11 protein-coding genes are annotated in these 13,960 nt (G+C 65.9%); 10 read left to right on the top strand and 1 reads right to left on the bottom strand.

Going from position 1 to position 13,960, the window contains the following annotated elements; genetic code table 11:
* A complete protein-coding gene (locus AC56DV_RS22785) occupies positions 1–924 on the bottom strand; it encodes a glycosyltransferase family 2 protein (RefSeq protein WP_496316510.1) in 924 nt (307 codons plus the stop codon).
* A gap of 136 nt (positions 925–1,060) precedes the next feature.
* Between AC56DV_RS22785 and AC56DV_RS22780 the strand changes: the two genes are divergently transcribed.
* From AC56DV_RS22780 to AC56DV_RS22735, 10 genes are all read left to right on the top strand, one after another.
* On the top strand, positions 1,061–2,203 hold the full coding sequence (locus tag AC56DV_RS22780; protein WP_496316509.1) for a glycosyltransferase family 4 protein: 1,143 nt from the start codon (positions 1,061–1,063) through the stop codon (positions 2,201–2,203).
* A gap of 76 nt (positions 2,204–2,279) precedes the next feature.
* Positions 2,280–3,398, top strand: a complete 1,119-nt coding sequence (wecB, locus tag AC56DV_RS22775; protein ID WP_496316508.1) for a non-hydrolyzing UDP-N-acetylglucosamine 2-epimerase — start codon at positions 2,280–2,282, stop codon at positions 3,396–3,398.
* Positions 3,395–4,141 carry a WecB/TagA/CpsF family glycosyltransferase gene (locus AC56DV_RS22770; protein WP_496316507.1) on the top strand — a complete coding sequence of 249 codons (747 nt, stop codon included), beginning with the start codon at positions 3,395–3,397 and terminating at the stop codon, positions 4,139–4,141. The genes wecB and AC56DV_RS22770 overlap by 4 nt, the downstream gene beginning before the upstream one ends.
* A 30-nt stretch (positions 4,142–4,171) precedes the next feature.
* Positions 4,172–5,452: a nucleotide sugar dehydrogenase gene (locus tag AC56DV_RS22765; RefSeq protein WP_496316506.1), complete on the top strand. Its 1,281-nt coding sequence runs from the start codon at positions 4,172–4,174 to the stop codon at positions 5,450–5,452.
* Between the two features lie 49 nt (positions 5,453–5,501).
* Positions 5,502–6,644, top strand: coding sequence for a nucleotidyltransferase family protein (locus tag AC56DV_RS22760; RefSeq protein WP_496316505.1), 1,143 nt, complete (start codon positions 5,502–5,504; stop codon positions 6,642–6,644).
* 28 nt (positions 6,645–6,672) lie between these two features.
* Positions 6,673–8,100 (top strand): mannose-1-phosphate guanylyltransferase/mannose-6-phosphate isomerase, encoded by a 1,428-nt coding sequence (locus tag AC56DV_RS22755; protein ID WP_496316504.1) that lies wholly within the window; start codon positions 6,673–6,675, stop codon positions 8,098–8,100.
* Positions 8,101–8,515: 415 nt separating this feature from the next.
* Entirely contained in the window at positions 8,516–9,058 is a 543-nt protein-coding gene (locus AC56DV_RS22750; RefSeq protein ID WP_496316503.1) for an FxDxF family PEP-CTERM protein, read from the top strand.
* Positions 9,059–9,164: 106 nt separating this feature from the next.
* Positions 9,165–10,166, top strand: a complete 1,002-nt coding sequence (locus tag AC56DV_RS22745) for a TIGR03790 family protein (protein WP_496316502.1) — start codon at positions 9,165–9,167, stop codon at positions 10,164–10,166.
* 142 nt (positions 10,167–10,308) lie between these two features.
* Positions 10,309–13,299 carry an ExeM/NucH family extracellular endonuclease gene (locus AC56DV_RS22740; RefSeq protein ID WP_496316501.1) on the top strand — a complete coding sequence of 997 codons (2,991 nt, stop codon included), beginning with the start codon at positions 10,309–10,311 and terminating at the stop codon, positions 13,297–13,299.
* Positions 13,300–13,311: 12 nt separating this feature from the next.
* On the top strand, positions 13,312–13,956 hold the full coding sequence (locus AC56DV_RS22735) for an NF038129 family PEP-CTERM protein (RefSeq protein ID WP_496316500.1): 645 nt from the start codon (positions 13,312–13,314) through the stop codon (positions 13,954–13,956).
* Positions 13,957–13,960 lie beyond the last annotated feature (4 nt).

The raw sequence follows: 13,960 nt of genomic DNA, 5'->3' as shown, positions 1-13,960 counted from the left end.
TCAGCGGTACCAGACCAGCTTTTCGTACTGGTGCACCAGCAGGATGCCCCAGCAGCGCGGGCTGGTCAGCAGCAGCCTGGCCAGCTCCAGCCAGCGCTTGCCGTGCACGGCGGGTTTCAGGCGCGCCTTGGCGTCCAGGCCGCCGATCAGCCAGCCGCGCAGGCGCGCGGCCAGGCGGGTGGCCAGCGGCCAGCGCGCGCCGTACTGCTGCACGATGTCGCGGTGCAGCTTGAGCGGCGACACCGTGTCCACCTTGGTCTGGCTGAAATTCTTTTCCGCCAGCCGCATCGTGTAGCGGTAGCCGGCGAAAGGCAGCAGCCCGGCGCGCGCGCCGGCCATCACCGCGTCCACCAGCAGGCGCCAGTCCTCGCCGAAACGCAGCGCCGGCTGGTAGCGCAGGCCGTGCTGGTTCAGCCAGGCGCGCCGGAACAGCGGCTTGGTCCAGCCCAGCGGCGCGCGCTGGCCCGGCAGGTCCCACAGCAGCAATTCCTGCATGCCCACGCGGCGCGGGCTGCGCACCCACGGCCAGCTGGCCGCCACCACCTTGTCCTGCGCCGCGTTGTACAGCGCCAGGCGGTCGCACAGCAGGTCGTGCCGGTCCGCCACCAGGTAGGGCATGAAGCTGGCCAGCCTGTCCTCGGCCCACGCGTCGTCCGCGTCCAGCAGCGCGATCCACTCGCCGCGCGCGGCGTCGAAGCCGGCATTGCGCGCCACCGCCGGGCCGCCGTTCTGCGGCTGCTCGATCAGGCGGATGCGGTCGTCGGCCAGCGCCCAGCGCCGCACCAGCGCGCGCGTATCGTCGCGCGAGCAGTCGTCCACCACCAGGACTTCCCAGTCGCGGTGGCTTTGTTGTTGCACGGACCGCAGCGCCGTTTCGATGCAGGCTGCGGCGTTGTAAGCGGGGATGACGATGCTGATTTTCATGCTCCTGATTCTAGCATGGCACTTTGTCAAACTTGTTCTAAACATATCTCGTATCGTGCGCACAGAGCACGATAGAATCGCCGTGCATTACTGCTATGATTGTCTCGCTTACTTTCATTTTAGTCATTGATCAGTCATGAGTTCAGCCAGCACAGCAGCTTTCTGCCCGCGCCGCATTTTGATGGTCGGCACCGGCCTTCAGGCCCACGGCGGCATCACCGCCGTGATCCGCTCCTATATGGACGTGGGCCTGTTCGAGCAATGGGGCGTGCGCTACATCTCGACCTATGAAGGCGCCGGCAAGCTGACCCAGCTGCGCACCATGGCGTGCGCGCTGTGGCGCATCGTGTGGCTGCTGGCCGCGCGCCGCGTCGACGTGGTGCACGTGCACAGCGCCTCGCGCGGCAGCTTCTGGCGCAAGTCGCTGGTGGCGGCGCTGGCCTTGGCGTTCCGCGTGCCGTATGTGTTCCACATCCATAGCGGCGAATTTCCCGAATTTTACGCGCGCGGCTGCGGCGCGCCGGCGCGCGCCTGGGTGCGCCTGGTGCTGCGCCGCGCGGCGCGCGTGGTGGTGGTGGCGCCGCGCTGGCGCGCCGACGTGCTGCATATCGAGCCGGTCGCGCGCGTGGCGGTGGTGGGCAACCCGGTGCGCGTGCCGCCGCTGCTGGCGCCGCTGCGCAGTCCGGCCGGGGGCGGCGCCACCGTGCTGTTCCTGGGCCGCCTGCACGAGAAGAAGGGCATCTTCGACCTGGTGCGCGCCATTCCGCCCGTATTGGCCGTGCTGCCCGGCACCACCTTCGTGTTCGCCGGCGACGGCGAAATCGAGGCGCTGCGCGCGCTGGCGACCGAGCTGGGCGTGGCGCACGCGGTGCGCCTGCCGGGCTGGGTCGACGGCGCCGCCAAGCAGCAGCACCTGGAGCAGGCCGACCTGTTCGTGCTGCCCACGTATTTCGAGGCGCTCGGCGTGGCGCTGCTGGAAGCCATGTCCTGCGGCGTGCCGGTGATCGCCACGCCGGTGGGCGGCATTCCCGATTTTATCGACCACGGCGTGGAAGCGCTGCTGGTGCCGCCCGGCCCGGGCACGGCGCTGGCCGCCGCCATCGTGGCCGCGCTGCAGGATCCGGCGCTGCGCGCCCGCCTGCGCGAGCAGGCCTTCGCCCGCGTCGGCCGCGACTATTCGTTCGACGCCGTGCTGGCGCAGCTGCGCGCGATCTATACCGAATTGGGCGTGCCGCTCAGCCCCGCCGTGGTGGCGCAGCGGGTGGCGCGCGCAGCCTGACTCAGCCGTGCGACAGGATTTGCTGCGCTGCGATTAAGATGTTGCCTCTTTGATCTTTTTTATGCTTAGGAATGTTATGGCTATGATTTATCTGGTCGCCGGTGCGCGTCCGAACTTCATGAAAATCGCCCCCATCGTGCGCGCGCTGCAAGCGCATGGCGGGCTGTCGTTCAAGATCATTCATACCGGCCAGCACTATGACCGCGAGATGAACGACGTCTTCTTCGAAGAACTCGGCATCCCCCAGCCCGACCTGTTCATGGCCGCCGGCGGCGGCAGCCACGCCCAGCAGACCGCCAAGATCATGCTGGCCTTCGAAGAATTGTGCGTTGCACAGCGCCCGGACGCGGTGCTGGTGGTGGGCGACGTCAATTCCACGCTGGCCTGCTCCATCGTGGCCAAGAAACTGACCATCCCGGTGGCCCACGTGGAAGCGGGACTGCGCAGCGGCGACATGAGCATGCCGGAAGAAATCAACCGCCTGGTCACCGACAGCATCAGCGACTGGTTCTTCGTCACCGAGCCGAGCGCGGTCGAGCACCTGCGCCGCGAAGGCAAGCCGGAGGCGGCCGTGCACTACGTCGGCCACGTGATGGTGGACAACGTGCTGTTCCAGGCCAACAAGCTGGCCGCGACCGGCGGCGCCGGTCTGGACAGCGCCGCCATCAAGGCTGGACTGGACGGCAAGCGCTACGGCGTGGTCACCTTGCACCGCCCCAGCAACGTCGACGACCCGGCCATGCTGGGCCAGCTGGCCGGCGCGCTGCGCGAGATCGCGCGCGAGGTGCCGCTGGTGTTCCCGGTGCACCCGCGCACCCGCGCCAACCTGGAGAAATTCGACATCAACCTGGGCCCGGACATCACCCTGGTCGGCCCGCAGGGCTACATGGCCTTCCTCGACCTGTGGAAGGATGCCGCGCTGGTGCTGACCGACAGCGGCGGGCTGCAGGAGGAAACCACGGCGCTGGGCGTGCCTTGCGTCACGCTGCGCGAGAACACCGAGCGCCCGGTGACGGTGGAAGAGGGCACCAACGTGCTGGCCGGCACCTCGCCGCAGGCGATCACGGCGGCGGCCGCGCAAATCCTGCGCGGCGAAGGCAAGCAGGGCCGCCGCCCGCACCTGTGGGACGGCAAGGCCGCCGAGCGCATCGTGGCCGTGCTCGACAACGAACTGAAAAAGGAGCGCACAGCATGAGCGAACGCATCACGATGATGGGCTGCCAGGTCGATAATCTGACGATGGAAGAGACCCTGCAAACGATCGACGGCTTTATCCAGAGCGGCAAGCCGCACCAGCACGTGGTGGTCAACGTGGACAAGCTGGTCAAGGCCGCGCACGACGCCGAGCTGCGCCGCATCATCAACGAATGCGCGCTGATCAACGTGGACGGCATGCCGGTGGTGTGGGCCTCGCGCCTGCTGGGCAAGCCGCTCAAGGAGCGCGTGGCCGGCGTCGACCTGTTCGAGGCGCTGATGCAGCGCTCGTCCAAGACCGGCTGGCGCGTGTTCCTGCTGGGCGCGCGCGAGGAAGTGGTGTCCGAAGTGAAGCGCCAGTACGAAATCAAATACCCCGGCCTGACCGTGTGCGGCTACCGCAACGGCTACTGGAAGCCGGAGGAAGAGGCCGGCGTGGTCGAGCAGGTGCGCGCCGCCAGGGCCGACCTGTTGTTTGTCGCCATCAGCTCTCCGAAGAAAGAGCATTTCCTGGGCCAGTACCAGGAGCATATGAAGATCCCGTTCGCCATGGGCGTGGGCGGCACCTTCGACGTGGCGGTCGGCCGCGTCAAGCGCGCCCCGCTGTGGATGCAAAAGTCCGGGCTGGAATGGTTCTACCGTTTTCTGCAGGAACCGCGCCGCATGTTCCGGCGCTATTTTATCGAGGACATGGCTTTTGTCTGGCTGTTCCTCAAGGAGGCGGCCGGCAGCCGCCCCCGCTGACACGCAATCCCCAACACTAGGATGAAGAATATGACGACAGTTGCAGTAATTGGCCTGGGCTACGTGGGCCTGCCCCTGGTGATCGAATTCGGCAAGCATGGCCGCACCATCGGTTTCGATATCTCGCAAGCGAAGGTGGACGCCTGCCGCCACGGCACCGACCCGTCGCGCGAACTGAGCGACGAGCAGATGGCCGCCTCCGAGCACGCCGAATACACGTCCGACCCGGCCATGCTGGCCGAGGCCGACATCATCGTGGTGGCCGTGCCGACCCCGGTCGACAACGCGCACAACCCCGACTTCACGCCGCTGGTGGGCGCCAGCAAGAGCGTGGGCAAGCACATGAAGGACGGCGCCATCGTCGTCTACGAATCGACCGTCTACCCGGGCGCCACCGAAGAGGTGTGCATCCCCGTGCTGGAACAGGCTTCCGGCAAGAAGTGGAAAGAGGGCTTCAACGTCGGCTACTCGCCCGAGCGCATCAACCCGGGCGACAAGCACCACACGCTGACCACCATCCTCAAAGTGGTGGCCGGCGACACCCCGGACACGCTGGAAAAAGTGGCCCAGCTGTACGAGCGCATCGTGGTGCCGGGCGTGCACCGCTGCACCAGCATCAAGGCGGCCGAAGCGTGCAAGGTGATCGAGAACACCCAGCGCGACCTGAACATCGCGCTGATGAATGAGCTGGCCATCATCTTCGACAAGATCGGCATCGACACCTCGGAAGTATTGCAGGCGGCCGGCACCAAGTGGAACTTCCTCAAGTTCAGCCCCGGCCTGGTGGGCGGCCACTGCATCGGCGTCGACCCCTACTACCTGACCCACAAGGCCGAGCAGCTGGGCTACAACCCGCAAGTGATCCTGGCCGGCCGCCGCATCAACGACGGCATGGGCAAATACATCGCCGAGCAGACCGTCAAGAACATGATCGCCGCCGGCAGCTACATCAAGGGCGCGCGCGTCAACGTGCTGGGCCTGACCTTCAAGGAAAACTGCGCCGACCTGCGCAACTCCAAGGTGGGCGACGTCATCAACGAGCTGCGCGACTTCGGCATCGAAGTGTTCGTGCACGACCCGTATGCCGACGCCGACGAAGCCATGCACGAATACGGCGTGCGCCTGCACAGCTGGGACCAGCTGCCGCGCGCCGACGCGGTGGTGGCGGCGGTGTCGCACGCCGAGCTGCTGGCGCGCCCGGTCGAGGACATCCAGAAAAAGCTCATCAAGGGCGGCTGCTTCATCGACGTCAAGGCGGCGTTCGATACGGCGGCACTGAAGGATGCCGGACTTTGCGTCTGGCGCCTGTAAGAACACAAGGGGCCGCTCGCGGCCCTTTTTTAATTCAAGGAGCAAACGCATGAAAGCGATGATTTTGGCGGCAGGCAAAGGGACGCGCGTGCGCCCGTTGACCTACGATTTACCGAAACCGATGATCCCCATCCTGGGCAAGCCCGTCATGGCCTACCTGGTGGAGCACCTGGCCCGCTACGGCGTCACGGAAATCATGGTCAACGTCAGCTATCTGCACGAGAAGATCGAGGAATACTTCGGCGAAGGCCACCAGTTCGGCGTGCAGATCGGCTATTCCTTCGAGGGTTACACCAATAACGAGGGCGAGGTCGTGCCCGAGCCGCTGGGCTCGGCCGGCGGCATCAAGAAAATCCAGGAGTTCGGCGGCTTCTTCGACGACACCACCATCGTGCTGTGCGGCGACGCCATCATCGACCTGGACATCAAGTCGGCGCTGTTCGAGCACCGCCGCAAGGGCGCGCTGGCGTCCGTCATCACGCGCGAAGTGCCGTGGGACAAGGTGCCCAGCTACGGCGTGGTGGTCACCGACGCCGACGGCCGCATCCGCGCCTTCCAGGAGAAACCCAAGCAGGAAGAGGCGCTGTCGAACTTCGCCAGCACCGGCATCTATATTTTCGAGCCGGAAGTGATCGACCTGATCCCCGCCGACCGTCCGTTCGACATCGGCTCCGAGCTGTTCCCGCTGCTGGCCGAGAAGGGCTTGCCTTTCTACGCGCAGCAGCGCAAATTCAACTGGATCGACATCGGCAGCGTCAAGGATTACTGGGAAGTGCTGCAAAGCGTGCTGCTGGGCGAGGTGGAAAACATGAAAGTGCCCGGCATCCAGGTCGACGAAGGCCTGTGGGTCGGCCTCAACACCAGCATCGACTGGAGCGGCGGCACCAAGATCGAGGGACCGGTGTATATCGGCTCCGGCGCCAGGGTGGAAGCGGGCGCGCGCATCGTCGGACCGACGTGGATAGGCCACGGAAGCCACGTTTGCAGCGGCGCGGAGGTGGTGCGAAGTGTGTTGTTCGAATATACTCGCGTGTTACCGGATGTTACCTTGGAAGAATTAATTGTCTTCAAGGATTATAGTGTCGACCGAGCAGGTGAAATGAAGCATGTTTCGGAGTACGAAACCGGCGAATGGGCCAACGCCCGCGACCGCCGTCGCCGCCGCAGGCAAGAAGAGCTACTCTATAAATAATTAATTGGATCAATCGGATCAATACCGCATGAAAATTTATCCCGTCATACTGTCCGGCGGCGCCGGCACCCGACTGTGGCCGCTGTCGCGCGCCGTCCTGCCGAAGCAGCTGCTGCCGCTGGTCGCCGACAAGACCATGCTGCAGGAAACCGCGCTGCGCGTGGCCGGCCGCGCAGTCACCAGCGTCGAGCTGACGGCGCCGCTGGTGGTGTGCGGCAACGAACACCGCTTCCTGGTGGCCGAACAGATGCGCGAAATCGGCATCAAGCCGCTGGGCATCCTGCTGGAGCCGGTCGGCCGCAACACCGCGCCGGCCGTGGCCGCCGCCGCCCACTACCTGAAGGCCATCGACGCCGACGCCATCATGCTGGTGCTGCCGGCCGACCACGTCATCGCCGACGAAGCCGCCTTCCACCAGGCCGTCGAGCGCGCGCTGGTGATGGTCAAGGACGGTGCGCTGGCGACCTTCGGCATCGTGCCGACCGCGCCGGAAACCGGCTACGGCTACATCCAGAGCGGCGCCGGCGCCGGCGCCGAGCACTGCTTCAAGGTGGACCGCTTCGTCGAGAAGCCGGACCGCGAAACCGCCGAAGGCTTTGTCGCCGCCGGCAATTACTTCTGGAACAGCGGCATGTTCCTGTTCCGCGCCGACGCCTACATCGCCGAACTGGCCAAGTTCCAGCCGGCCATCGCCGCCGCCGCCGAAGCGGCCGTGCAGAAGGACTACCGCGACCTGGACTTCTGCCGCCTGGACGAAGCCGCCTTCACCGCCTGCCCGTCGGACTCGATCGACTACGCCGTGATGGAAAAGACCCAGCACGCCGTGGTGGTGCCGGCCGATATCGGCTGGAACGACGTCGGCTCCTGGTCCGCGCTGCACGACGTGCTGCCGAAGGACGCGGCCGGCAACGTCACCCGCGGCGACGTCTACCTGGACGACGTGCAGGGCACCCTGGTGCGCGCCGAGAGCCGCATCGTGGCCGTGGTGGGCGTCAAGGACCTGGTGGTGGTGGAAACCAACGACGCGGTGCTGGTGGCCCACAAGGACCAGGTGCAGCGCGTCAAGCAGATCGTCGAGCACCTGAAGACCAAGGACCGCACCGAGCACCTGCACCACACCAAGGTCTACCGGCCATGGGGCTGCTATGAAGGCATCGACATCGGCGAGCGCTTCCAGGTCAAGCGCATCACCGTCAATCCGGGCGGCAAGCTGTCGCTGCAGATGCACCACCACCGCGCCGAGCACTGGATCGTGGTCAGCGGCACCGCCCGCGTCACCTGCGGCGAGAAGGTCACCCTGCTGACTGAAAACGAGTCGACCTACATTCCTATCGGCATGAACCACCGCCTGGAAAATCCGGGCAAACTGCCGCTGCACCTGATCGAGGTGCAATCCGGCAGCTACCTGGGCGAAGACGACATCGTACGTTTCGAGGACGTGTACCAGCGCACCTGAACTGCCGCGCGCGAACACGACAAGGGGCTGCGGCCCCTTTTTTTCATCCTGGGCGCAGGCCGCCGCGCAGCGCCGCCGGCGTGGCGGCCATCCTGGCGGCGGCGGGCATGGAAAGCGCGCCAATAATGTTGACCGGCAAGGCGGGGATGGGGATTTCAAGCCGGCAGCGGCTTCAAATATGGCTTGCATTATTGTAGGCCGATTCCTACTCGATTCGGCCGGGCGGCCGGAAGGCCCCTAACTGTCGGGCTTGCAAGCGACTTTGAGCCAAAAATTTACGTAATGCATTGTTTTTGAAGGGAAATTTTTTGATAATTCCTGGTTAATGTTTCGTTTTCGCCATGCTAGGATGGTTGTGCAGTCTTGTGCGCACTCGACAGCTTTTTGAGCCACCCAACTTTTAACGGGGTTACATATGACCAAAACCAAAACCATCCTGGCCGCTCTGGCCCTGGTTGGCGCCACCGCCGGCGGCAGCCTGGCGCACGCCGCCGACATCAGCCAGACCACTGCCGCTTCGTTGACCGGCAACACGGCGCACTTCGGCCGCGACCTGACCGCCTACAGCGTGGGCGACCTGTTCACCGACCGCTTCACCTTCACCAGCGGCAACCTCAGCAACTTCGTCGGCGGCGTCATCTCCGTCTCGCCAGGTGCCGGTCCGGCCAAGAACATCGACATCACCGACCTGAGCCTGTACAACTCGCTGGGCGTGGTCGTGGGCGGTGTCAGCCATGGCAACGGCGCGGCCGATGTCTGGACCATCAAATCGATGGGCCCGCTGTCCGCAGACAACTATTACCTGCAAGTGAGCGGCACCGTACTGGCCAGCAATGACGCCAGCTATGCTGGCCACCTGACCCTGGCACCGGTACCGGAGCCCGCCACCTACGGCATGATGCTGGGCGGCCTGGGCGTACTGGGCTTCCTGGCGCGCCGCCGCAAGAACCAGGCTTGATCGGCCGGGCTTGACGCAAGGCCAATGCTACGGCGCCTGACGGCGCTATAATCGAAACGGAAGCTGCGGCTTCCGTTTTTTTCGTCAGGAGACCCCCATTCGCTTATTGCACACCATCGCGGCAACAGCCGCCGCGCTCAGCCTTGCCGTTCCACCGGCGCAGGCCGCCATCTTGCCGGCCCAGCTGGCCGTGGTCGTCAACGACGCCGACCCCAACAGCGTGGAAGTGGCCGAGTTTTACCGCCAGCGGCGCGGCATCCCGGCCGAGAACATGGTGCACGTGCGCATCGCCGACAAGCCGCGCAAGCTCAGCGCCGCGCAGTTCCGCCAGCTCAAGGAAGACATCGACGCCAAGCTGGGCCCGGAAATCCAAGCCCTGCTGATGGTCTGGACCGCGCCCTATGCGGTCGAGTGCAACGGCATCACCGCCGCCTACACGCTGGGCCTGGACAGCGGGCTGTGCGCCAAGTCCTGCGGGCCCGGCAAGCCCAGCCCCTATTTCAACGCCACCGCGCCCTTGCCCTTCAACGCGCTCGGCATGCGCCTGGCCATGCTGCTGCCGGCCGATTCGGTGGAGGAGGCCAAGGCGCTGATCGGGCGCGGCGTGGCCAGCGGCTTCCGCGTGCCGGCCGCCGGCGCCTACTACCTGGCCACCAGCGAAGTGCAGCGCAACAGCCGCGTGCCTTTCTTCCCGCGCGCCGGCGTGCTGGCGCAGCGCAAGCTCACCATCCACAACCAGAAGGCGGACGCGCTGGAAGGCGTGCGCGACATCATGGTCTACCAGACCGGCATGGCCAGGGTGGACAAGCTCGACACGCTGGCCTTCCAGCCCGGCGCGCTGGCCGACCACCTGACCTCCTTCGGCGGCGACCTGTACGGCACCACGCAGATGAGCAGCCTGCGCTGGCTGGAGGCGGGCGCCACCGCCAGCTACGGCACCGTCAGCGAGCCGTGCAACTACTGGCAAAAGTTCCCCCATCCGGCCGTGCTGCTGCGCCACTACCTGAACGGCGACAGCGCGCTGGAGGCCTACTGGAAAAGCGTGTCCTGGCCGGCGCAGGGGGTCTTCATCGGCGAGCCGCTGGCGGCACCGTACCGGCGGCCATGAACGGTTTTAAGACATTTGTTGGGCGGTTACAACTTTAGTCCGTTCGGACTAATGACAAGTCATCAATTTGTCATGTGCTTATATTAATATGTGGATAGCAACTATAAAGTCATATTGTTAACATCCCACATCAGGACCGCACATGAAACCACCCGTCCCCGCCGTGCCAGGCCGTCTTACCGTCCTGGCCGCCTTACTGGCCAGCCTGTCCGCCCCAGCCCTGGCCGATTCGGCCGTCGTCATCAGCCAGGTTTACGGCGGGGGGGGCAACAGCGGCGCCCAGCTGAAGCACGACTTCATTGAACTGTACAACCGCAGCAGTTCGCCGGTGTCGTTGAACGGCTGGAGCGTGCAATATGCGTCGGCCACCGGCGGCAGCTGGCAGGTCACGCCGCTGACCGACGTCATGCTGCAGCCGGGTCAGTACTACATGGTGCAGCAGGCCGCTGGCACCGGCGGCACCGCCACCACCGTCGCCGCCGACAAGACCGCTTCCATCACCATGGCGGCAGGCGCCGGCAAGGTGGCGCTGAGCACTACCACCGCCGCCTTCAACGTGGCCAACCCGAGCGGCGCGGCGCTGGTCGACTTGGTCGGCTACGGCAACACCGCCAACTTTTCCGAGGGCGGCACGCCAACCGGCACGCTGGCCAACGCGACCGCCGCGCTGCGCAAGAACAACGGCTGCACCGACACCGACAACAACGGCGCCGACTTCGAAGTGCTGGCGCCGAATCCGCGCAACACTGCCGTGATCCAGGCTTGCGGCGCCACCATCGTCAAACCCATCGTCGCCACCTGCCCATCCACGCTGTCCGTGGCCCAGGGCTACAGCGGCAGCGTGCCGCTCACCGCCACCGATGCAGACAGCATCGTCAACGCCGCCACCATCACCTCCGGCCTGCTGACCGGCATCAGCCTGGACGGCTTTACCGCCGCCGGCGCCGTCGGCGGCACCGCCAGCGTCAACCTGAGCGCGGCGGCCAGCCTGGCCGTGGGCAACTACCCGGTCACCATCCAGTTCGCCAACGACGGCAACCAGTTCGCCACCTGCCCGGTCACCGTGAAAGTGACCGGCCTGGCCAACGTTTCCATGACCATTCCGCAGATCCAGGGCGCCAGCGCGGGCGACGCGCCCAGCCCGGTGGCCAACACCGTGCAGACCGCCGAAGGCGTGGTCACGCTGAAAGTGTCGAACGGCTTCTTCATGCAGGACGCCGCCGGCGACAACGACCCGACCAGCTCGGACGGCATCTTCGTCTACACCGTCACCGCGCCCACCGTGCAAGTGGGCCAGATCGCCCGCGTCACCGGCCTGGTGTTCGAATACACGCCGAGCGGCGCCAAGCGTTCCTACACCGAGTTCAAGGACGTGACCGCCGTGGTGCCCATGGGCGACGGTCCGGCCATCACGCCTGCCAATGTCGAACTGGGCGTCAACCTGTCGCACTATGAAGGCATGCTGGTGCGCTTCACCCGTCCGCTGACCATCAACCAGGCCGAATTCCTGGGCGACCGCGGTGAGCTGACGCTGGCCGACGGCCGCCTGGAAGTGCCGACCAACCGTCATCCGGCGCGCACCCCGGAAGCTTACGCGCTGGCGGCATCCAACGCGGCCGGCATGATCGTGCTGGACGACGGCCTGTTCGTCACCCCCGCCACCATTCCCTACATCGGCCAGGACGGCACCGTGCGCGTGGGCGACACGGTCACCGACCTGGTGGGCGTGATCGACTTCGGCGCCGTGGGCGGCAGCACCACCGCGTTCAAGCTGCAGCCGACCGCCGCCCCGGTGTTCTCGCGCACCAATCCGCGCGAAGACGCGCCCGTGCTGGCGGCCGGCAACGTGAAAGTGGCCAGCGCCAACGTGCTGAACTTCTTCACCACCTTCACCAACGGCCGCAACGTGGAAGGCCAGACCGGGCAGGGCTGCAAGGTCGGCAGCACCACCACGGCCGGCAACTGCCGCGGTGCCGACAACATGGAAGAGTTCGTGCGCCAGCGCGACAAGATCGTGGCCGAGCTGAAGGCCATCGACGCCGACGTCTACGGCCTGATGGAAATCCAGAACAACGGCGAGTACGCGGTCACCTACCTGACCAATGCGCTGAACGCCGCCGTCGGCTCCAACGCCTACGCCGTGGTGCCGGCTCCGGCCGCCACCGGCACCGACGCCATCCGCGTCGCCATGATCTACAAGCCTTCCAGGCTGACCCTGGTGGGCGGCGCGCTGTCCGACGCCGACGCCATCAACAACCGTCCGCCGATGGCGCAAACCTTCCAGGCCGTCAACGGCGAGAAGTTCTCGCTGGTGGTGAACCACCTGAAATCGAAAGGCAGCTGCCCGTCCGGCGGCGGCCTGGATGCCGACCAGGGCGACAGCCAGGGCTGCTGGAACAACACCCGCAAGCAGCAGGCCGTGCGCCTGGTGAACAGCTTCGTGCCGCAAGTGGCTGCCGCCGCCGGCGACCCGGACGTGCTGCTGATCGGCGACATGAACTCCTACGGCATGGAAGACCCGGTCTTCGTGATGACCAACGCCGGCTTCGTCAATGAGCTGGAGCGCTATGTGCGCCCGCACGGTTCGCCGTACTCCTACGTGTTCGGCAGCAACAGCGGCTACCTGGACCACGCGCTGGCCAGCAGCTCGCTGAGCCCGCAAGTGGCCGGCGCCGCCGAGTGGCACGTCAACGCCGACGAACCGACCGTGATCGACTACAACAAGGACGGCAAGCCGCAGGACCTGTACAACGCGCTGGCCTACCGCGCTTCCGACCATGACCCGGTGGTGGTCAGCCTGAACCTGCAGCCGAAGTTCGTCGACATGAGCGGCAGCATCAAGTTCGTGCAGCAGGGCACGGTGTACAACCGCTTCACGCAGAAATCGTCGGGCGTGCTGTACCTGACCAACAACGGCAGCACGCCGCTGAGCGGTCCGTTCCAGCTGCAGCTGAACGGCCTGGGCAACGGCCTGGTGCTGGACAACGCCAGCGGCACTTTCGGCGGCGCGCCTTACATCACCCTGGGCGGCACGCTGGCGCCGGGCGCCACCATGACGGTCTCGCTGACCTTCAGCAATCCGAATAAAGCGGTCGTGACCTACACGCCCAAGTTCTACACCGGTACCTTCTAAGGAAAACAAGCCATGAGCAACTTCTTCAACAAAACCCTGCGCCGCGCCGCGCTGACCCTGGTGCTGGCGGCCGTCAGCGGCCTGGCTTCGGCCGGCGTGCTGGTATCGATCGACACCCGCACTTTCGGCGTTCCCGGCGGCTACCTGGACTTCCAGTTCAGTTCGCCAGGCAACGGCGTGGAGGCGACCGCGCTGATGTCCGGCCTGGTGGGCTTCGACAACGCGGTAGTCGACCTGAACGACAACGTCACGCCGCAAGGCGGCGGCTACCTGTTCAGCAACCTGGCCTTCAACGAACTGGCGTTCGCGGTCGATTTCGACTCCGTGTTCTCCTTCGACTTGAGCTTTGCCGGCGCGGTCGATCCGGTGTCGGGCTACATCTCCAACTTCAGCATCACAGCCTATAACTCGCTCGGCGAGTGGGTCGGCAACTACGACCCGGTCACCGGCGCCATCGCCCAATACCTGTGGACCCCGCCCACCACGCCGGGCGGCGGCGGCACCATCGGCAACGGTCCAGGCGACCCGGGCGCCGTCACCACCGTGCCGGAGCCGTCCGACTGGCTGCTGAGCGGCACCGGCCTAGCGCTGATGGCGCTGGTGCTGCGCCGCCGCCGCGCCACCGGCGCTGTGCAGGCGCCTGCGCTGGCCGCCTGAGCTG

Source organism: Massilia sp. BGA-UO-ETr-WB1, assembly GCF_059567845.1.
Note: the sequence above shows the minus strand (reverse complement) of the source record. Positions and strands in the feature narration are given on the sequence as shown.

Excerpts from the sequence above, each read along its gene's own strand:
- AC56DV_RS22785 (WP_496316510.1), bottom strand. The coding sequence starts at position 924 with ATGAAAATCAGCATCGTCATCCCCGCTTACAACGCCGCAGCCTGCATC.
- AC56DV_RS22780 (WP_496316509.1), top strand. The coding sequence starts at position 1,061 with ATGAGTTCAGCCAGCACAGCAGCTTTCTGCCCGCGCCGCATTTTGATG.
- wecB (WP_496316508.1), top strand. The coding sequence starts at position 2,280 with ATGGCTATGATTTATCTGGTCGCCGGTGCGCGTCCGAACTTCATGAAA.
- AC56DV_RS22770 (WP_496316507.1), top strand. The coding sequence starts at position 3,395 with ATGAGCGAACGCATCACGATGATGGGCTGCCAGGTCGATAATCTGACG.
- AC56DV_RS22765 (WP_496316506.1), top strand. The coding sequence starts at position 4,172 with ATGACGACAGTTGCAGTAATTGGCCTGGGCTACGTGGGCCTGCCCCTG.
- AC56DV_RS22760 (WP_496316505.1), top strand. The coding sequence starts at position 5,502 with ATGAAAGCGATGATTTTGGCGGCAGGCAAAGGGACGCGCGTGCGCCCG.
- AC56DV_RS22755 (WP_496316504.1), top strand. The coding sequence starts at position 6,673 with ATGAAAATTTATCCCGTCATACTGTCCGGCGGCGCCGGCACCCGACTG.
- AC56DV_RS22750 (WP_496316503.1), top strand. The coding sequence starts at position 8,516 with ATGACCAAAACCAAAACCATCCTGGCCGCTCTGGCCCTGGTTGGCGCC.
- AC56DV_RS22740 (WP_496316501.1), top strand. The coding sequence starts at position 10,309 with ATGAAACCACCCGTCCCCGCCGTGCCAGGCCGTCTTACCGTCCTGGCC.
- AC56DV_RS22735 (WP_496316500.1), top strand. The coding sequence starts at position 13,312 with ATGAGCAACTTCTTCAACAAAACCCTGCGCCGCGCCGCGCTGACCCTG.